This window comes from uncultured Bifidobacterium sp. (assembly GCF_959020155.1).
In the GTDB taxonomy this organism is placed as follows: domain Bacteria; phylum Actinomycetota; class Actinomycetes; order Actinomycetales; family Bifidobacteriaceae; genus Bifidobacterium.
Genome location: NZ_CAUERC010000030.1, coordinates 1 through 18,740, shown reverse-complemented (window position 1 = coordinate 18,740; position 18,740 = coordinate 1). Strand labels below are relative to the sequence as shown.

The 18,740-nt window shown below is 60.2% G+C and carries 17 protein-coding genes; 14 read left to right on the top strand and 3 right to left on the bottom strand.

The window, feature by feature from the left end; translation table 11 throughout:
• Positions 1-364: 364 nt before the first annotated feature.
• Entirely contained in the window at positions 365-1,054 is a 690-nt protein-coding gene (locus Q5H31_RS07070; RefSeq protein WP_007054320.1) for a M23 family metallopeptidase, read from the top strand.
• A 77-nt stretch (positions 1,055-1,131) separates the two neighbouring features.
• Here the strand turns inward: Q5H31_RS07070 and Q5H31_RS07065 are convergent, their stop codons facing one another.
• Both Q5H31_RS07065 and Q5H31_RS07060 read right to left on the bottom strand, forming a co-directional pair.
• Entirely contained in the window at positions 1,132-2,763 is a 1,632-nt protein-coding gene (locus Q5H31_RS07065; RefSeq protein ID WP_011068096.1) for a substrate-binding domain-containing protein, read from the bottom strand.
• 248 nt (positions 2,764-3,011) lie between these two features.
• Entirely contained in the window at positions 3,012-4,232 is a 1,221-nt protein-coding gene (locus tag Q5H31_RS07060) for an NADP-dependent isocitrate dehydrogenase (protein WP_302457627.1), read from the bottom strand.
• A 127-nt stretch (positions 4,233-4,359) separates the two neighbouring features.
• Between Q5H31_RS07060 and Q5H31_RS07055 the strand changes: the two genes are divergently transcribed.
• The 10 genes from Q5H31_RS07055 (at position 4,360) to rlmN (ending at position 14,873) form a co-directional block, all read left to right on the top strand.
• Positions 4,360-5,484: a GuaB3 family IMP dehydrogenase-related protein gene (locus Q5H31_RS07055; RefSeq protein ID WP_007052748.1), complete on the top strand. Its 1,125-nt coding sequence runs from the start codon at positions 4,360-4,362 to the stop codon at positions 5,482-5,484.
• Positions 5,485-5,646: 162 nt separating this feature from the next.
• Positions 5,647-6,138, top strand: a complete 492-nt coding sequence (locus tag Q5H31_RS07050; protein ID WP_012577406.1) for a hypothetical protein — start codon at positions 5,647-5,649, stop codon at positions 6,136-6,138.
• A gap of 90 nt (positions 6,139-6,228) precedes the next feature.
• On the top strand, positions 6,229-8,316 hold the full coding sequence (locus Q5H31_RS07045; protein ID WP_095346976.1) for a long-chain fatty acid--CoA ligase: 2,088 nt from the start codon (positions 6,229-6,231) through the stop codon (positions 8,314-8,316).
• A 6-nt stretch (positions 8,317-8,322) separates the two neighbouring features.
• Entirely contained in the window at positions 8,323-8,811 is a 489-nt protein-coding gene (def, locus tag Q5H31_RS07040) for a peptide deformylase (RefSeq protein WP_007052751.1), read from the top strand.
• Between the two features lie 355 nt (positions 8,812-9,166).
• A complete protein-coding gene (rpsB, locus tag Q5H31_RS07035) occupies positions 9,167-10,012 on the top strand; it encodes a 30S ribosomal protein S2 (protein WP_007056702.1) in 846 nt (281 codons plus the stop codon).
• 78 nt (positions 10,013-10,090) lie between these two features.
• A complete protein-coding gene (gene tsf / locus Q5H31_RS07030; protein WP_007052754.1) occupies positions 10,091-10,942 on the top strand; it encodes a translation elongation factor Ts in 852 nt (283 codons plus the stop codon).
• 173 nt (positions 10,943-11,115) lie between these two features.
• Entirely contained in the window at positions 11,116-11,856 is a 741-nt protein-coding gene (gene pyrH / locus Q5H31_RS07025) for a UMP kinase (protein WP_007052755.1), read from the top strand.
• Positions 11,857-11,932: 76 nt separating this feature from the next.
• Complete coding sequence (gene frr / locus Q5H31_RS07020; RefSeq protein WP_007052756.1) at positions 11,933-12,484, top strand: ribosome recycling factor; 552 nt, start codon at positions 11,933-11,935, stop codon at positions 12,482-12,484.
• A 22-nt stretch (positions 12,485-12,506) separates the two neighbouring features.
• Complete coding sequence (locus Q5H31_RS07015; protein ID WP_007052757.1) at positions 12,507-13,493, top strand: phosphatidate cytidylyltransferase; 987 nt, start codon at positions 12,507-12,509, stop codon at positions 13,491-13,493.
• A gap of 210 nt (positions 13,494-13,703) precedes the next feature.
• Entirely contained in the window at positions 13,704-14,873 is a 1,170-nt protein-coding gene (gene rlmN, locus Q5H31_RS07010) for a 23S rRNA (adenine(2503)-C(2))-methyltransferase RlmN (RefSeq protein ID WP_011068098.1), read from the top strand.
• Here the strand turns inward: rlmN and Q5H31_RS07005 are convergent, their stop codons facing one another.
• On the bottom strand, positions 14,874-15,422 hold the full coding sequence (locus tag Q5H31_RS07005; protein ID WP_007052759.1) for a type 1 glutamine amidotransferase domain-containing protein: 549 nt from the start codon (positions 15,420-15,422) through the stop codon (positions 14,874-14,876).
• A gap of 174 nt (positions 15,423-15,596) precedes the next feature.
• On the opposite strand from Q5H31_RS07005, the gene hisF reads away from it, so the two are divergent.
• From hisF to trpE, 3 genes are all read left to right on the top strand, one after another.
• Positions 15,597-16,367: an imidazole glycerol phosphate synthase subunit HisF gene (hisF, locus tag Q5H31_RS07000; RefSeq protein ID WP_007052761.1), complete on the top strand. Its 771-nt coding sequence runs from the start codon at positions 15,597-15,599 to the stop codon at positions 16,365-16,367.
• A 133-nt stretch (positions 16,368-16,500) separates the two neighbouring features.
• Positions 16,501-16,896, top strand: a complete 396-nt coding sequence (hisI, locus tag Q5H31_RS06995; protein ID WP_007052762.1) for a phosphoribosyl-AMP cyclohydrolase — start codon at positions 16,501-16,503, stop codon at positions 16,894-16,896.
• An 80-nt stretch (positions 16,897-16,976) separates the two neighbouring features.
• On the top strand, positions 16,977-18,533 hold the full coding sequence (gene trpE, locus Q5H31_RS06990; protein ID WP_007052763.1) for an anthranilate synthase component I: 1,557 nt from the start codon (positions 16,977-16,979) through the stop codon (positions 18,531-18,533).
• Positions 18,534-18,740: the final 207 nt, after the last annotated feature.

Below are 18,740 nucleotides of genomic sequence, written 5' to 3'. Positions count from 1 at the left end.
CCAGCGACCGTCCGATTAACAGTCGGATGCTCTGCCAACTGAGCTACGCAGGAATGTCTGCTGTGTTTGAGATTTCTCTCGCGCACAAGTCACATATCTTACATGCCTGCCACGAAAAAGCAAATTACATGCGTGTAGGGCATGTCGCGCTGAATTCCGCAGAATCGGACTCATCGAATACCCACTCATACAACATGATGACGATGCGGCGATACTGTCACGCGAAATTTCATTGTGGATAACTTCGGAAGCTAGAACCACATAGGTCGTTTTGGCTGGACATCCTGTTTCGGACCCCTCAAGGTGGGTATCACCGGCAAAGAAGCCGGAATCACATCACACTCACACTATGGGGAGGAATCTCATGAATGCACCACTGTTGTTTGATTGGCGTCGCGACGAAGCCCGACGTGCCAGCCGGCGGCGTCAGCAGGCGCGTCAGCGGGCTCAGGAACGGCAACGGCGTATGGATGCCATAATCGCGTTGGCCGCCGTTATCGGCCTGCTGCTTGCCTTGGGAGTAGGGCTGGCATCCACGCCTCAGCATGTTGCGCATGCGGATACTGCGGTGACCGGAGATGCGGCATACACGGTGGAGGATTTCACCGATATGTCTGATTTGGCGTGGCGCAATGGCAATCAGTGCGAATCCCGATTCGACTGGCCGGTCGACGATCCACAGGTCGAACAACAGTTCGAGCGGCCGATCAACCCGTGGGCACCAGGTCATCGTGGAGTGGATCTTGTTGCGGAGCAAGGTACCGTAATTCTGTCACCGCAGGCAGGGACCGTGAGTTTTGCTGGCAAAGTAGCTGGCAAAGATGTGGTGAGTGTACGGCATCGTGGAGGTGTCACGTCGACATTCGAACCGGCCGTTACCGAGCTCTCAGTGGGGGATACGATCTCCCGCAGACAGCCCGTAGGCATCGTTGAAGGCAGCTCGGACCATTGCGAAGACCGTTGCCTGCATTGGGGCCTCAAGCGAGGAACGGCCGATTATCTTGATCCACAGCAATATGCGGGGAGTCGAAAAATCGTACTGAAACCGTCATGATTTAACGGTGATTGTCGGCCGGAACAGGGCCGTACGGAAGAGACATCGCAGGCGGCTAGCGGCGTGACGAGTATGAATCACAGACCGGCATCGGCCAAGGAAATATATCCGGGGTCGATCAGCGCGGACTTGAGATTGCTGGCGCTGACAGCCAGCAACGGTTCGCTGATGGTCGGGATCTTCTTCACGCCGCCTACCTCGGAGTTCCTGATTGAAGGCATGGAATTCAGCGCTTCGTCCTTGTTGAGCTTGGCGCAGGCCTGAGCGATATCCGTGGCGATGGTCTGTCTGTCTTCCATGCCGGTCATCCATTGCTTGCCATTGACGATGGATGGGATGTTCGAGACATACGCGCCGTATCCGGTTACTAGAGGCCACTGCGAGTCACGGTCCTTGTCGGAAGCGGAGGTGTCCTCGTCCGCATCGTCATCGGAACTGGATGAGTCGTTTGCGTTGTCGTTTTCAGGGGATTTGATCGGGTCCGGCACGGCGTCGCGGCTGAGATCCTTCTTGCCGGTGATATTGCCGACAATGCCCGAGATGGTGATCTGCGGATTGATATCGGCGGCAGAGCCGGTGTATCCCAGATCGTCCAATTCCTTGACGACCTCGGAGGCGATGTAGTCGTTCATCGTGATGATGCCGTCAATACGGGTGAGTGTGGACTGTCCGTCGGTTTTTGCCAGACGCTTGTCAAGCACTTTCGCAGTGGAGCCTTCCTTAGCGGCATCGTAGGCCACGGCTTGCCAATCGTTTTCCGTGGATTTGCCGTCCAAGGTGCCTGAAGGGCTTTCCACAACGCCCTTCTGATAGTAGGAGCCCAGTACCTGCCAGATACCACGGAACGCCTCTTGGGCGAACGTGGAATCGTTGGCGTTGCCTTTTTCGTCCACGGCGGTGTATGGCAGCAGCACCTCAATGTATTTGGGGTTGTCTTTACTGGCCTTATCCAACTTGAGTTTGGACACCATCTTTTCCGCCTGTAGCTTGCCGATGGTCTGGGCGTCCGAGAACTTGACGAAGGCGTCCGGCTTATATCCCTCGATACTGTTGCCGAGCAATACCACATGCATGCCGGATTCCTTGGCCAGCTTGAGCGATGAGACCAGCCGGTCCACGGCCTGCGCCTGCTCGTCCGATGCAGTGCTGTCGCTCTCAGTGTTGGACGAATCGTCTTTGGACGAGTCGTCTTCGGAAGATTCACCGTCAGAAGTAGCTTCCCCATCCGTGGCATCGTTGGTGCTCAGGTTCTGGCTGATGTAATCGCCGTATTGGCGAGTGGAAGCGTCGGCCTCGACTACTGGAGCCACGAGCAATGTCATGTTGTCGGGCGCGATGGCAATGCCGGAATCGTCCGTGGTGTTATTCGAAAGATGATCGACCACAAAGTCTTGGATGGCGCGGCTTTGCTTGGCCAACGAGTCGGACGTCGTATGATCGATATCGCCTTTCTTGAAACCGGCGTCGGCCAGAGCCTTGGCTAGGTCAGGCACCAGCTTCGCCCATTTGTTCAGTGGCGTCTGCTGGTTCAGCGTAATGCCGTCCGAAGGTGTGAACACGGCCACGCCGCCGGCAGAATTGGACGTCACCGTGGTTTGACCATCTACAACGGTCTTATTGTCTGAGGTGCACGCGGTCAGTGACAGCACCATCGCGCAGGATGCGATAATGGCGGCGAGCAGGGTGGTTGAGCGGCGTGCGAACACCATAAGCGGCGAAACCTCCTCAAGCGGGCGTGAAAACAAGCTGAATCACGATTCTAGTAGGCCGTATACGAAAAAGTCCCGGACCAGTGGACAAATCGCCACATATCCGGGAACAATTAGAGGTATTACGTGCGTGCATCGAACAACTGTCATGATTATCGTGCTGAGGAACATTCCAGATGAAGCACGACAATCATGACAGTTTGCGACATGACATGACCCATGTAGGTCCGCACGATGTGTTCGATGATTTACTCGGCCAGAGCCTTGGCCAGGTTCTCGTCCAGCGCGTTCATGAAGCCGTCGGTGTCGAGCCACGGTTCGTCCGGGCCGATGAGCATGGCCAGATCCTTGGTCATCTGACCGCCTTCAACGGTGTCGACGATGACCTTCTCCAGCGTCTTGGCGAAGTGACGGACTTCGGGCGTGCCGTCCAGATCGGCGCGGTGCTTAAGGCCGCCGGTCCACGCGAAGATGGATGCGATTGGGTTGGTGGAGGTCTTCTCGCCCTTCTGCCAGCGGCGGTAGTGACGGGTCACGGTGCCGTGCGCCGCTTCGGCCTCGACGGTCTGGCTGTCCGGGGTCATGAGCACGGAGGTCATGAGGCCCAGCGAACCGAAGCCCTGGGCCACGGAGTCGGACTGCACATCGCCATCGTAGTTCTTGCAGGCCCAGATGTAACCGCCGTGCCACTTCAGGGAGCTGGCCACCATGTCGTCGATCAGGCGGTGCTCGTAAGTCAGGCCGGCCTCGGCGTACCTGTCCTTGTATTCGGTCTCGAACACCTCGGCAAAGATGTCCTTGAACTGGCCGTCGTAGGCCTTCAAAATCGTGTTCTTGGTGGACAAGTACACCGGGTAATGACGCATCAGGCCGTAGTTGAAGCAGGCGCGAGCGAAACCGCGGATCGAATCGTTGACGTTGTACTGCACCTGGGCCACGCCGCCGTCTTCGCCGTAGTTGTAGACCACGTGCTGAATCGGCTCGGAGCCATCGTCCGGAGTGAAGGTGACGGTCAGCTGGCCGGCTCCCGGAACCTTGAAATCGGTGGCCTTGTACTGGTCGCCGAATGCGTGACGGGCTACGACGATCGGCTTGGTCCAGCCGGGCACCAGACGAGGCACGTTGCTCATCACAATCGGCTCGCGGAAGATCGTGCCGCCCAGGATGTTGCGGATGGTGCCGTTGGGGGACTTCCACATCTTCTTGAGACCGAATTCCTTGACTCGGGCCTCATCGGGGGTGATGGTGGCGCACTTGACACCGACATGGTGCTTCTGGATGGCGTGGGCGGCGTCGATGGTCACCTGGTCATCGGTCTCGTCGCGGTGCTCGATGCCCAGATCGTAGTAGTCGAGGTTCACGTCGAGGTACGGCAGGATCAGACGATCCTTGATGTCCTTCCAGATCACGCGGGTCATCTCGTCGCCGTCGAGTTCGACGACAGTGCCTTCGACCTTGATTTTGGCCATGCTTCCTCCTGATAGATGGTGTGAAGATGATTTAGTCATAGCGCATGTTTGTAACGACTTGAAGCAATCGTCCGGTCCGTGGGAAACGGCCTTGTTGGCGTCCCACCCGGGCAATAGGCTGGAAACCATGTCTCAGGAAATTGAAATCGGTTTGGGCAAAAAAGGCCGTCTCGGCTACGCACTCGACGATGTGGCAATCGTCCCCTCCCGTCGCACCCGCGACCCCGAGGACGTCTCCACCTCTTGGCAGATCGACGCCTATGAGTTCGATGTGCCGGTGATCGGCGCCCCCATGGATTCGGTGACCAGCCCGGCCACCGCCATCGCCATGGGCAAGATGGGTGCGCTCGGCGTGCTCGATCTGGAAGGTCTGTGGACCCGTTACGAGGATCCGACCCCGCTGTTGGACGAAATCGCCGGACTGCCGGCCGATCAGGCCACCGAGCGTATCCAGCAGATCTATGCCGAGCCGGTCAAGCCGGAGCTCATCACGCAACGTCTGCACGAGATTCGCGCCGCCGGTGTCACCGTGGCCGGCGCGCTCTCCCCGCAGCGCACCCAGCAGTTCTACTCCACCGTGGTGGACGCGGGCGTGGACCTGTTCGTGATCCGCGGCACTGTGGTCTCCGCCGAGCACGTCTCCTCCGGCCAGGAACCGCTGAACCTCAAGAAGTTCATCTACGACCTTGACGTGCCTGTCATCGTCGGCGGCGCATCCAACTACACCGCTGCCCTGCACCTGATGCGCACCGGCGCGGCCGGCGTGCTCGTCGGCTTCGGCGGCGGCGCGGTCTCCGCCACCCGCCAGACCATCGGCGTGCAGGCCCCGATGGCCACCGCCATCGCCGACGTGGCCGAGGCCCGCCGCGACTACATGGACGAATCCGGCGGCCGCTACGTGCAGGTCATCGCCGACGGCGGCATGGGCGACTCCGGCAGCTTCGTCAAGGCCCTGGCCCTCGGCGCCGACGCGGTCATGCTCGGCGCGCCGCTGGCCCGCGCCACCGAGGCCCCCGGCAAGGGCACCCACTGGGGTTCCGAAGCCCGCCACCAGACGCTGCCGCGTGGCTACCGCACCACGGTCGGCACGGTCGGCCCGCTCGAACAGGTGCTGTTCGGACCGAGCCACCAGGCGGACGGCAAGACCAACTTCATCGGCGCCCTCAAGCGCGCGATGGCCTCCACCGGCTACGTCGACGTGAAGAACTTCCAGCGTTGCGGCATGGTGGTCAACCCGTATTCCGCACGATAATCCCGATTGCCCCCTGAAAATGGGGGGTTTGCCCTCCATGCAGGAGGCTTAACTTGCCCGAAGGCGCGCTCAAGTAGTTTGACTTGGCGCGCCTTTCGTGATGTTGTAGTACAGACGCTCGCCGATGATGGTGAGTTGCAAGGGGGCTTGAAGGGGGTCATCATGGAGTATTCGGGATTTTTCCACGGCACATATCAGTACGGGCCGTTGCCGAGTTATGACGGATTCATCGTTGTGGAGCTGTCGGATCGCCCGGTGCGGTATCACATCCAACCCACATTCATAGGCGGGCTGAATGCGAAGGAATGTCATTCCATGGCCATGGCTGCATGCCGCATCGCCTGCACATCGGCGGACGCGATACGTGGCAAACTCAGCGTCGCACATCTCAACAGAGCCATGACAAAACCATGCCTGGACCGGCTGCAAACCATGCAATACCTGCTCGGCACCCACATGGTCACTCATCCGGAGCTCAAAGCGAAATTCTGCTATCTGCCCACTGTCCCCACATTGATCGACGGCATGATCACCGGCAAGGACACGCTGGAAATGGCGGTATTCATGACCATCGGCCAGGAAAATCTGCGAGTCAACCTCAAACTGAAGTACATCGGTTCTCGATGGATGTGCATCTATGCCGATTTGGGCTGACCAGACGGCCCCGCCCGCACACCGATTCCTACGCTGGTAGCGGAAGACGGTTCTGCCGTGTCATAGGCTGGTTCGCCTATAGTAGTGACCATGCGTGAACATGTAGAAGAACCCAGATATGTCACCACCGATGACGACACCGTCTACTCGCTGCTGTCCAAACGAGCAGCTCGCACGCCGGATGACATCATCGCGGAATGGCAGGATGACAACACCCACCAATGGCGCAGCGCCACAGCTACTGAAATGCTGTCCCGCGTACGCGAGGTGGCCAAGGGCCTGTTGGGACTTGGCGTCAAAGCCGGCACCATGGTGCTGATTTACTCGCCTACCTGCTATGAGTGGGGTGTGGCTGATTTCGCTTGCGCGGCAATCGGCGCTGTGGTTGTGCCCGTCTATGAGACCGATTCCGCCCGTCAGACCGCGGGCATCGTCGAGGAAGTCGATCCCGCCATCGCCTTTGCCGGCGACTTCCAGCGCGCACAGACGCTTGAGCAGATCCGTGTCAATCATCCGGGCATGAAATACGTGTTCAATTTCAAGGCCGATGGCCTTGACGCTGTCGCTGACTTCGGGCATGGCGTATCCGATGAGACGTTGGATGCGGCTATCGCTCGTATCAAAGCCGATGATCTGCTCACCGTGGTCTACACCTCCGGTTCCACCGGCAAGCCCAAGGGCGCGATGCTCTCCAACCGCAATTACACGCACATCGTGCTTAACGGCTACGAGATTCTGCGTGGCATGCTGTACGACGACAACCGTCTGCTGCTGTTCCTGCCGCTGGCGCACTGCTTCGCCCGCTACATCCAGTACGTGTGCATCGGTGGCTGCGGCGTGGTCGGATACATTCCCGACGCCAAGCGACTGCTCGCCGATATCCGCAGTTTCAAGCCCACCTACCTGCTGGGCGTGCCACGTGTGTTCGAGAAGGTGTATAACGCGGCCTCGCAGAAGGCTGGTGCCGGCATCCAGGGGCATATCTTCGCCCAGTCGGTCAAGCACTTCGTCAAGTGGAGCAAGGATGAGCAGGCCGGTCGCGGCCATTCGTTCATCGAGCGCATGCGCCATTCGTTCTACATGGCCACGGTGGGCAAATCCATTCGTTCCGCTCTCGGACCGAACCTCAAGTGGCTGGCCTGCGGTGGTGCGCCGCTCAACGTGGATTTGGCCCACTTTTTCAACGGCATGAATGACATCACCTTCATCCAGGGTTATGGCATGACCGAAACCGCCGCTCCGATGCTCGTCAATTGGGAGGACGACAACGAGGTCGGTTCGGTCGGCAAGCCTGGGCCTGGCATGGGCGTGCGTCTTGGCGAAGACGATGAAATTGAGCTGACCGGCCCGAACGTGTTCCTTGGCTACTACAAGCAGCCCGAACTCACTGCACAGACGATGACTGCCGACGGCTGGATCAAAACCGGCGATCTGGGTCGTATCGACGACCGCGGCTTCACCTTCATTACCGGACGCAAGAAGGACATCATCATCACCGCCGGCGGCAAGAACATCAGCCCCGCCCCGATGGAGGATGCCATCGACACCTGCCCGATCGTGGCTCATGCAGTAGTAGTCGGCGACGGCAAGCCGTTCGTGTCCGCACTTATCGAGCTCGACCCCGAAATGCTGCATTCCTGGCTGGAAGGTCAGGGCCTCAATGCCGACATGACACTCGCCGAGGCCAGCGACAACGACGCGGTGCGCGCCTTTATCCAGCAGTACATCGACCAGGCCAACGCCAATGTCTCCCGCGCTGAGTCCGTGCGCAAATTCGCGGTGCTGGATGAGGAATTCAGTCAGGAGCACGGCACACTCACCCCGAGCATGAAAGTGGTGCGTCCCAAGGTATTGCAGCGCTACGCCACCGTCATCGAAGAGGATCTGTACGCGCCCAAGCCATCCAACAAGCCGCTGCCCGCCACTGCCAAGATCATCGACAGCACGCTGGAGACCGTCAAGAAATCCTCCGAATCGGTCAAGCAGGCGTCCGAACAGGTCAAACAGGCCTCGGAACAGATGAAAACCAGCGTGTCTGATTCGATTGCTAGCGTGTCGGAGAAGATCAAGAAGTCGAAGGCCGAACCCGAAGAGGGCGAGACCGGCGATTCCGCCGACAATGCCGCTGACACCGGCAGCAAGCCGGACCAGCCGGCTGACGAGAAGAATGAGGAGTAACGAGAAGTGGCCATCCGTGAGATCAGGGTCGTGCCCGACCCAGTCCTGCGCACCCCCTGCGATGAGATCAAGGAAATCACCCCGGCCGTGCGCCGCCTGGTTGACGACCTGTTGGAAACCGTGGACGATCCGGGCCGAGCGGGCCTGTCCGCCAACCAGATCGGCGTGAGCCTGAGGGCCTTCTCCTACAACATCGACGGCAAGGTCGGCTACGTTCTGAACCCCGTACTCGAGGAGAAGTCCGGCGAGCAGTATGGCGATGAAGGCTGTCTGTCCGTGCCCGGCTTGTGGTACAAGACCCGTCGTGCCGACTACGCTCGCGTGCGTGGCATCGACTTGGACGGCAACGAGGTCGTGCTCGAGGGCTCCGGGCTGATGGGCCGTATGCTTCAGCACGAATGCGACCACCTCGACGGCCACGTGTATTTGGATCGCCTGGAAAAGGAAGAACGCCGCGAAGCCCTGCGCTACATGCGCAATCGTCAGGCGAAGTAGTCCATACTCGGCTCCCACTGGCTGGAGCCGTCGAACGTAGTGAGACTGAGGGTGGTTCTGCCGGTACCGCCCGTGACTCCCCTCAGTCGCCTACGGCGACAGCTCCCCTCAGAGAGGGGAGCCTGTTTTTTTTAGTACCGGCTCCGTGCTATTCTCGAAACTCGTGTGCCACCCGGCAACGGACGCAGTCGCTGGTGTCCAGAGCCACCCAATATTGTCAACCGGCACACAACAAATTCGCGTCATGCTCGCGACGGCTTGTGTCGGTCGGCTGCACAACTCGTGAAACCGGGGGAGCAGCTGCACGCAGGTGCGCATGGCCAGGCAAGAACCGACAATGAAAGGTAGTAATACCATGGCTCAGATCACTATGAGCGATATGCTGAAGGCTGGCCTGCACTTCGGCCACCAGACCCGTCGTTGGAACCCGAAGATGAAGCAGTTCATCCTCACCCAGCGCAACGGCATCCACATCATCAACCTGTTCAAGTCGCTCGACATGATCGACAAGGCGTACGACTTCATCAAGACCACCGTGGCCCACAACGGCACCGTGCTCTTCGTCGGCACCAAGAAGCAGGCTCAGGAAGCTATCGCCAACCAGGCCACCCGCGTGAACATGCCCTACGTCTCCGAGCGTTGGCTCGGCGGCATGCTGACCAACTTCCAGACCGTCTCCAAGCGCGTCAACCGCCTCAAGGAACTTGAGGAAATGGACTTCACCGACGTGCACGGCTCCGGCCTGACCAAGAAGGAGCTCCTCCTGCTCGAGCGCGAGAAGGACAAGCTCAACAAGCAGCTGGGCGGTATCCGCAACATGAACCGCACCCCGTCCGCGATGTTCGTCGTCGACATCACCAAGGAAGCCCTGGCTGTTGAGGAAGCTCACAAGCTGGGTATCCCGGTTGTCGCCATCGTCGACACCAACGCCGACCCGGACACCGTTGAGTACCCGATCCCGGCCAACGATGACGCCATCCGCGGCATCGAACTGCTGACCAGCCTGATGGCTGACGCCGTCGCCGAAGGTCTGCTGGAGCGCTCCGGCGCCAACAAGGCCGAGGGCGAAGCCGCCGAGCAGCCGATGGCCGCTTGGGAGAAGGAACTCCTGACCAACGAGGCTCCTGCCGAGGCTTCCGCTGAAGCCGCCGCTCCGGCTGCCGCCGAGGGCGAAACCGCCGAGGCCCCCAAGGCCGAGTGATGCTCTACGATGGGAAGTGCCTGAATAAGCGCTTCCCATCGTTCACGGGTAAGCAAAATTTCTCAAGGAGAATAATCAATGGCAGCAATTACCGCCGCACTGATCAAGCAGGTTCGTGAAGACACCGGCGCCGGCATGCTCGACGTCAAGAAGGCTCTGACCGAAGCCGAAGGCGACGTCGCCCGCGCCAAGGAAATCATCCGCGCCAAGGGTATCGCCGCAGCCGGCAAGCGTGAAGGCCGCAAGGCTCAGGAAGGCACCATCGCCTCCAAGGTCGTCGAGACCGCCAATGGCGAGACCGGCTACGCCGTCGAGCTGAACTCCGAGACCGACTTCGTGGCCAAGACCCCGAAGTTCGTCGAGTTCACCGAGGAAGTTCTCGGCTACGCCGTGGACGCCGACGCCAACTCCGCTGACGAGCTGCTCGAGGCCAAGGCTGGCGACACCACCGTCAAGCTGGCTGTCGAAGAGGCCGCCGCCCTGTTCGGTGAGCACGTCAAGGTCGGCCAGTTCGCCAAGATCTCCGGCGAGCACGTCGAAGTCTACGCTCACAAGAAGTCCGCCGAGATGCCGCCGAGCATCGTCGCCATGATCGCCACCGACAAGGCCGGCGCCGCCGTGGCTCACGAAGCTGCTCTGCAGATCTCCGCCATGGGCGCCAAGTGGCTGACCCGCGAGGACGTTCCGGCCGATGTGGTCGAGTCCGAGCGTCGCGTGGCCACCGAGAAGTCCCTGGCCGAGGGCAAGCCGGAGAAGATCGTTCCGAAGATCGTCGAAGGCCGTCTCAACGCTTTCTTCAAGGAAGTCGTGCTGCTTGAGCAGCCGTTCGTCAAGGACCCGTCCAAGACCGTCGGCGACCTGTTCAAGGAAGTCGGTGGCAACGCCACCGCATTCGCTCGTGTCGAGGTCGGCAAGGGCGAAGAGGAGTGAGCCTAAGGCTTACTCCACGCGCTTAGCGTAATTTCAACGAAACGCCATCCGGTTATTCAATAATCGGATGGCGTTTCGCTATTCCAAGGGTGTCGTTGCTAGGGGGTGTCGTCGTAAACCGATACGCTTGTCTACGGATAATTTCGCACTTTCGGTTTTGAGAAAGGCACAATATGACTGATAGCGACAATCCGCGCAGAGTTCTGCTCAAGCTGTCCGGCGAAGCATTCGGTGGTGGCAAGGTCGGCATCGATACCCAGGTGATTCGTCGCATTGCCGAGGAGATCGTTCCGGCCGTACAACAGGGTGTGCAGGTGGCCATCGTGGTCGGCGGCGGCAACTTCTTCCGCGGTGCCGAACTGCAGCAGGCCGGTATCGATCGTTCCCGTGGCGACTACATGGGTATGCTCGGCACGGTGATGAACTGCCTCGCTCTACAGGACTTTCTGGAGCAGGAGGGGCAGGCCACCCGCGTGCAGACCGCCATCACCATGGGACAGGTCGCCGAGCCGTATATTCCGCTCAAGGCCATCCGTCACCTTGAAAAGGGTCGCGTGGTAATTTTCGGCGCCGGTGCCGGCATGCCGTACTTCTCCACCGACACGGTTTCCATCCAGCGTTCCCTCGAAATCCACTGCGACGAGGTACTTATGGGTAAGAACGGCGTCGACGGCGTCTACACCGCCGACCCGCGCAAGGACGAGAACGCCAAGCGTTTTGAAACCCTGAGCTACAATCGCGCCCTCGTGGACAATCTGGCCGTCATGGACGCCTCCGCACTGTCCATGGCCCGCGACAACAAGAAGCGCATCCGCGTCTTCGGCCTCGAAGAGCCGGGCAACGTGACCCGCGCCCTCGTCGGCGATGAAATCGGCACGCTGGTCTCCACCGCCGAATCGCGCGTGGCCGAGTAAGCCGCAAACGCCCACAATCGAATCAAGCGTTCATAGACGAACAACACTGACGAACACCAACACACAAGGAGTGAATATGTCTCTTATCGACCAGGCCAAGGAACAGATGGCCAAGACCGTGGAAAACACCAAGGAAAACTTCTCCGGCATCCGCACCGGTCGCGCAAACCCGGCCCTGCTCAACGGCATCACCGTTGACTACTATGGTGCCCCCACCCCGATTAAGGCCGTCGCCTCCATCGGCGTTCCCGAACCGCGCACCCTGTCCGTCACCCCGTTTGACGCTTCCCAGGCCGGTGCCGTCGAAAAGGCCCTGCGCAACTCCGATCTCGGCATCAGCCCGAACCGTGATGGCAACGTCATCCGTCTGACCATGCCGGAACTCACCGAGGATCGTCGTAAGGAATACGTCAAGCTCGCCAAGGGCAAGGCCGAGGATGGCAAGGTCGCCGTGCGCAACATTCGCCGTAAGACCAAGGAAACCATCGACAAGGCCGTCAAGGACGGCGAGATGGGTGAGGACGAAGGCGATCGCCTGCTGAAGGATCTTGACAAGGTCACCAAGTCCGTTACCGACGAGATCGATACTCTGCTGGAGACCAAGCAGAAGGAGATCATGGAGGTCTGATTCAGACCAGGTCCGGAGAATTATGGAACGCAACGAACAACCCCATGAAGAGGCCGAGGAGACGCTCGACCAGATCAACAAGAAGACCGGCCGCAACATGCCGCAGGCCATCGCCACAGGCGCGGCACTGGTCATCCTTATTGTCGCGTGCCTGCTGCTCAGCGTCGACCTCTTCGTGCTGCTGGTAGTCGTGTTCATGATTCTGGCGCTGTGGGAGCTCAGGGTGGACTTCGCCACCGTAGGCCTGCACCTCCCGGTGTTTATGCTGTGGCTGTGCTCGTCCTTCACCCTCATTGCCACCTACTATTCCCCGTACCATCTCATCACGATGTCGCTGAGTATCATCGTGTCGATTATTCTGGTCGCCATCGCGGCCAGCGCAAAAATCAGCGTCGGCAACCGCCTATCTCTGGCGGTTGCCGGCAAACTGTCCAACACGGATGCCAGCGCGCGCCTCGAATCCTCGTTTAATCATGAGGGCGGGGAACAGCATCATTCCCGGCTCAGCCATGTGGCTGTGTCCGTGCTTACCGTGTTGTATATTCCGTTGTTGGCCAGCTGCGTCATCATCTCACTGACTTTTAATGGGCATCCGATTGCACACGCCATCATGCTGGTGTTCCTACCCGCCCTATCCGATACGGGCGGTTTGTTTGCCGGTGCCTGGCTCGGCAAACACAAGCTCAGCCCGCGCATCTCGCCGAAGAAGTCCGTTGAGGGCCTTGTCGGCTCGATGCTCTTCGCCATGGCTGGCGCATTTGCCGTATTCGCATGCACGTATGATGCCTCGAAATGGGCCACTCGTTGGTGGGTGCCGATCGTGGCGGGTATTCTCATCGGTGCCGTGGGCACGTTCGGTGATTTGTGTGCTTCCATGCTCAAGCGCGATATCGGTATCAAAGACATGGGCCATCTGCTCAAGGGGCACGGCGGTGTGATGGATCGTGTGGATTCCATTTTGATGAGTGCACCGTTCACCTGCGCCTTGCTGTGGATCACAGGACTGTGATTCGCATGTCTCGTGCATGAACAATGTGGCATCGTGTGTATATCGCACGGTGCCACATGCCATATATGGGGAAATCATCGTTCAATATGCGTTCGCTATGGGCTAAGACATGGGCCATCTGATTCGTATGCGGCACGCCGTATGGTGGATTCTGATATTACTATTGCATGTTTGACTATTTTCTGATATTGAGAGCGAAGCGAACCCATCATGACCACACAGCATCCTGACACTCCGGAAACCGGCATTACTCCCGGCGGCACATCAGGTGCCTTCCGTGACGTGCTATCCAAGGACCATGCCCGCCGTGGTAAGCCGCCGCTGCACTTTGTGGATATGACGCCCGAGCAGCGCGTCGAGAAAGCGGCCGAACTCGGATTGCCGAAGTTCCGAGTCAAGCAGCTCGCCAACCATTACTTTGGCCATTTCGATGTGAATGCCGCCGAATTCACTGATTTTCCGGCAGCCAAGCGCAGCGAGGCCGCCGCCGCGTTTTTCCCGCAGCTCATCACCGAGGTGACCCGCCAAGTGGCGGACGAAGGCACCACCATCAAGACCTTGTGGAAGCTGTTCGACGGCTCCCTCATCGAATCGGTGCTTATGCGATACCCGACCCGCACCACGCTGTGCATCTCCTCGCAGGTCGGCTGCGGCATGGACTGCCCGTTCTGCGCCACCGGCAAGCTTGGCCTGACCCGTAACATGTCCACCGGTGAAATAATCGAACAGGTGCGTGTGGCCGCCAAGATGATGCGCGACGGCGAAGTGGCCGGGGGAGAGGGCCGCCTGAGCAACATCGTGTTCATGGGCATGGGCGAGCCGATGGGCAACTACAACTCCGTGCTGTCCGCCGTACGACAGATTTCCGCCATGCCTCCCGAAGGCTTCGGCATTTCCGCGCGCAACATCACCGTATCCACGGTGGGCGTGGTCCCCGGCATCAAGAAGCTCACTGCCGAAGGCATTCCCGTGCGTCTGGCCGTTTCCCTGCATGCCCCCAGCGACGAACTGCGTGACGAGCTGGTGCCGATGAACAAGCGTTTCAATACCAAGCAGGTGTTGGATGCCGCGCACGATTATTGGCTGGCCTCCAAGCGCCGCGTCAGTATCGAATACGCGTTGATGCGCGGCATCAACGACCAGGCCGAGCATGCGCAGTTGCTGGCCAAGAGGCTTAACCATTACGGCGACAACTGGGCCCACGTCAACCCGATTCCGCTCAACCCCATCGAGGGCTCGAAGTGGACCGCCTCCAAGCCGGAAGACGAACAGCGGTTCCTGGAGATCCTGCACCGCGCGGGCATCACCGCCACACTGCGTGACACCCGCGGTCAGGATATTGACGGCGCCTGCGGCCAGCTCGCTGCCAAGGAGCGGTAGCTACTTCAGCGCATCCTTGATTGCGCCCACGAAGTAGTCCAGATCGTCGGGCTTGCGGGACGTGATGAGCTTGAAGCCGTTGGCGTCGTCCACGTGCAGCTGCTCGTCGACGTAATGGCCGCCCGCGTTCTCGATATCAGCGGCGATATAGCGGCAGGGCGCGGCGGTCTTGCCAGCCACCAGACCCGCGTTGACCAGCAGCCACGCGCCATGGCAGATCGCGGCGATCGGCTTACCTTCGTGCGCGAACTCCTGCGCCAGCGTGATCGCATCCTCATTGACGCGGATACGATCCACATTGCAGGTGCCGCCGGGCACCACCAGCAGGTCGTAGTCGGCAGCCTGCACGTCGGACAGGCGCGCGTCCGGGGTCAGCGTTTCACCTTCGTAGCGGTCGTGCTGCACCGTCTCACACGGGTCCAAGGTAGTGGCGGCAAGCGTCACCTTGGCGCCGGCGGCCTTGAGATCGCGCAGCGGGCGCGTCAGCTCGGTCTCCTCGATACCCCAGTTGTTGACGATGATCAGTACCTTGCTGTTTTCGACAGCCATGCCAATCTCCTTGATTCGGCGGACAACTTCCACGAGCCATTCTCTCACGCCGAGCGGCTGCCATACCGGTGCTCAATATGATGATTCTCATATTCCAGAAACAGGTGCGGCGCATGTAACGGGCGGTAGGTAGTCTGAAGGACTGTAATGCAAAGCCGAACAGGGGAGTGAAGCATGTCGTTGGCGGTACGAGTCATCCCGTGCCTGGACGTTGACGCCGGTCGCGTGGTGAAGGGTGTGCATTTCGAGAACCTCAAGGACGCGGGTGACCCGGTGGAGCTGGCGGCCGAATACTACCGTCAGGGAGCCGACGAGATCACCTTCCTGGATGTGACCGCATCCAGCTCCCACCGCAACACGATGATTGACGTGGTCTCCCGCACCGCCGAACAGGTGTTCATCCCAATGACTGTGGGCGGCGGCGTACGCACGCCCGAGGACGTCGACTCGCTGCTGCGCTGCGGTGCAGACAAGGTCGGTGTCAACACGGCGGCCATCAACGACCCGTCGCTTATCAGCCGTGTGGCCGATCGTTTCGGCAACCAGGTGCTGGTGCTCTCCGTGGATGCCCGCCGCGAAAAGGGTGAGCAGCATACGCAGTCCGGTTTTGAGGTCACCACGATGGGTGGCCGCAAATCCACCGGTATTGATGCCATCTGGTGGGTCAAGCGCGCCGAGCAGCTTGGCGCCGGCGAGATTCTGCTTAACTCGATGGACGCCGACGGCACCAAGGAAGGCTTTGACCTCGAGATGATTCGCGCCGTGCGCAAGGAAGTCAAGATTCCGATCATCGCCTCCGGCGGTGCCGGCAAGGTCGAGGACTTCCCGCCCGCCATCGAAGCAGGTGCCGACGCGGTGCTGGCTGCATCCGTGTTCCATTACGGCATCCTGACTATCGCCGATGTCAAGGCGGAACTCAAGAAGCACGGCTACACCGTTCGCTAAACGAATACACCTTGCTCCCGCTGGGCGAACAATCCAGTGAATTGTTCGTGGCAATGCGCTATGCGCACGTCGCACATAATCCGGGAGCTGTCAGCGAAGCTGACTGAGGGTGGTCCACAAAAAGAAGATAGGTATGACAGACACTACATACGACAATTCCACTGAACTCGATCCCCGTATTGCCGCACGCCTGAAGCGTGATGCCAAGGGGCTGGTCGCCGCCGTCATCCAGCAGTACGACACACGCGAGGTGCTGATGGTCGGCTACATGAACGACGAGGCATTACGCCGTACGCTGACCACCGGCCGCGTGACCTTCTGGTCCCGGTCCCGTCAGGAATACTGGCGCAAGGGTGATACCTCCGGCCATGTGCAATACGTCAAGGGCGTGTCCCTGGATTGCGACGGCGACGCACTGCTCGTCGAAGTCGACCAAGTCGGTGCCGCCTGCCACACCGGCAAGCGCAGCTGCTTCCTCGAAGGCGGCCCCCTGCCCGTGGTCGAAGGCCATCGCCCGGCCGAGCAGTAGAACGGGCTTTCCTGACTGGGGGAAGCCGAGCGACCGCGTACTATGAAACAAGACATCGAGTTGTAAGCAAAGGAGCGAATATGAGCGAATGCAGCGTCAAACACCTGAAGTGGGGCGCCACCTGGCCCAGTCGCGAACAGTTCCACGAACTGGCCGACGCCGGATACCGTGTGATTCCGATTGTGCGCCGTCTGCTCGCCGACTCGCTCACCCCGGTCGGCTTCTACGAGCGTCTCGCCGGCGGCCGATCCGGCACCTTCATCCTCGAATCGGCGGAATACGGCGGCACGTGGAGCCGTTACAGTTTTATCGGCGTCAACTCGATGGCCCAGCTGCGCTCCAACAACGGTCAGGCCGACTGGCTGGGCAAGGTCCCGGTCGGCGTGCCCGTCACCGGTGATGTAGTCGAAGTCGCTCACGCCACGTTGAAGACTCTGAAGGCCCCGCATGTGGAAGGCCTGCCGAACCTGACCAGCGGTCTGGTCGGCACGGTCGGCTGGGATGCCATCCGCCACTGGGAACCGACCCTGCGCGCCGAAGCTCCGGACGAGACCGGCCAGCCTGAGACCGTGCTTGCCCTGGCCACCGATATCGCCGTGGTCGACCACGTATCCGGTTCGGTATGGCTCATCGCCAATGCGGTGAATGTGGATGATAAATCCACTCGCGCCGACGCTGCCTACAACGAGGCCGTCGCTCGACTCGACCAGATGCAGCGCGATGCCGCCACCCCGGCTCCGGACGAGTCCCGCGTCAACATCCTGGACGAAACGGTCGCCCAACCCGAGCTGCGCTTCCGCACCGAGAAGAGCCACTACGAGCAGGCCGTCGAACGAGCCAAGCAGTACATCGTCGACGGCGACGTGTTCCAGGTGGTCATCTCCCAGCGCCTCGACATCGATTCGCCTGCTGACCCGTTCGACGTGTACCGTGTGTTGCGCACGCTGAACCCGAGCCCGTACATGTATTTCATGGCGTTGACCGACGCTCAGGGCCGCGACTTCAACGTGATCGGCTCCAGCCCGGAAACCCTCATCAAGGTGGACAACGGCCACGCGATGACCTTCCCGATTGCTGGATCCCGCCCTCGCGGCGCCACCCCTGAGGAAGACGAGAAATTCGCCAAGGAGCTGCTTGCCGATCCGAAGGAATGCAGCGAGCACATCATGCTCGTCGACCTGTCTCGCAACGACCTGAGTAAGGTGTGCGTGCCGCAGTCCGTGGAAGTCGTGCAGCTCATGGACATCAAGCGTTTCAGCCACATCATGCACATCTGCTCGACGGTCACCGGCAAGGTCGACCCCTCGCTGACCGCATTCGATGTGTTCAAGTCCGCGTTCCCGGCCGGCACGCTGTCTGGCGCGCCTAAGCCGCGCGCAGTCGAAATCATCGACGAGTTGGAACCGGCCGACCGCGGCATCTACGGCGGCACCGTCGGCTACTTCGATTTCTCCGGCAACATGGACATGGCCATCGCCATCCGCACCGCGTTCCTGCGCGACCATGAGGCGAGCGTGCAGGCCGGTGCCGGCATTGTGCTCGACTCCGTGCCCGCCACCGAATGGCAGGAGACGCGCAACAAGGCCGAGGCCAGCGTCGAGTCCATCCAGATCGCCGCCCAGTTGCGCGAACTGTAACGTTCAACGCATAGCGATGCCCCCGCTGACAGAAGTTGTCGGCGGGGGCATCGCTGTCTGTACGTTAGTGGGTTTCGCCCATGATGTCGGTGGCGTCGGTTTCGGTGCTCACAGCGGCTTCGATGGCAGCTTCGATACCGTGCGCCATGGTCGCGATCACCATACCGGGCGTCGCATTCTTCACCTTGCCGATCAGTTGCGCGGCTG

Bases quoted from the DNA above. Each gene is read 5' to 3' on its own strand.
- Q5H31_RS07070 (WP_007054320.1), top strand. From the start codon at position 365: ATGAATGCACCACTGTTGTTTGATTGGCGTCGCGACGAAGCCCGACGT.
- Q5H31_RS07065 (WP_011068096.1), bottom strand. From the start codon at position 2,763: ATGGTGTTCGCACGCCGCTCAACCACCCTGCTCGCCGCCATTATCGCA.
- Q5H31_RS07060 (WP_302457627.1), bottom strand. From the start codon at position 4,232: ATGGCCAAAATCAAGGTCGAAGGCACTGTCGTCGAACTCGACGGCGAC.
- Q5H31_RS07055 (WP_007052748.1), top strand. From the start codon at position 4,360: ATGTCTCAGGAAATTGAAATCGGTTTGGGCAAAAAAGGCCGTCTCGGC.
- Q5H31_RS07050 (WP_012577406.1), top strand. From the start codon at position 5,647: ATGGAGTATTCGGGATTTTTCCACGGCACATATCAGTACGGGCCGTTG.
- Q5H31_RS07045 (WP_095346976.1), top strand. From the start codon at position 6,229: ATGCGTGAACATGTAGAAGAACCCAGATATGTCACCACCGATGACGAC.
- rpsB (WP_007056702.1), top strand. From the start codon at position 9,167: ATGGCTCAGATCACTATGAGCGATATGCTGAAGGCTGGCCTGCACTTC.
- tsf (WP_007052754.1), top strand. From the start codon at position 10,091: ATGGCAGCAATTACCGCCGCACTGATCAAGCAGGTTCGTGAAGACACC.
- pyrH (WP_007052755.1), top strand. From the start codon at position 11,116: ATGACTGATAGCGACAATCCGCGCAGAGTTCTGCTCAAGCTGTCCGGC.
- frr (WP_007052756.1), top strand. From the start codon at position 11,933: ATGTCTCTTATCGACCAGGCCAAGGAACAGATGGCCAAGACCGTGGAA.
- Q5H31_RS07015 (WP_007052757.1), top strand. From the start codon at position 12,507: ATGGAACGCAACGAACAACCCCATGAAGAGGCCGAGGAGACGCTCGAC.
- rlmN (WP_011068098.1), top strand. From the start codon at position 13,704: ATGACCACACAGCATCCTGACACTCCGGAAACCGGCATTACTCCCGGC.
- Q5H31_RS07005 (WP_007052759.1), bottom strand. From the start codon at position 15,422: ATGGCTGTCGAAAACAGCAAGGTACTGATCATCGTCAACAACTGGGGT.
- hisF (WP_007052761.1), top strand. From the start codon at position 15,597: ATGTCGTTGGCGGTACGAGTCATCCCGTGCCTGGACGTTGACGCCGGT.
- hisI (WP_007052762.1), top strand. From the start codon at position 16,501: ATGACAGACACTACATACGACAATTCCACTGAACTCGATCCCCGTATT.
- trpE (WP_007052763.1), top strand. From the start codon at position 16,977: ATGAGCGAATGCAGCGTCAAACACCTGAAGTGGGGCGCCACCTGGCCC.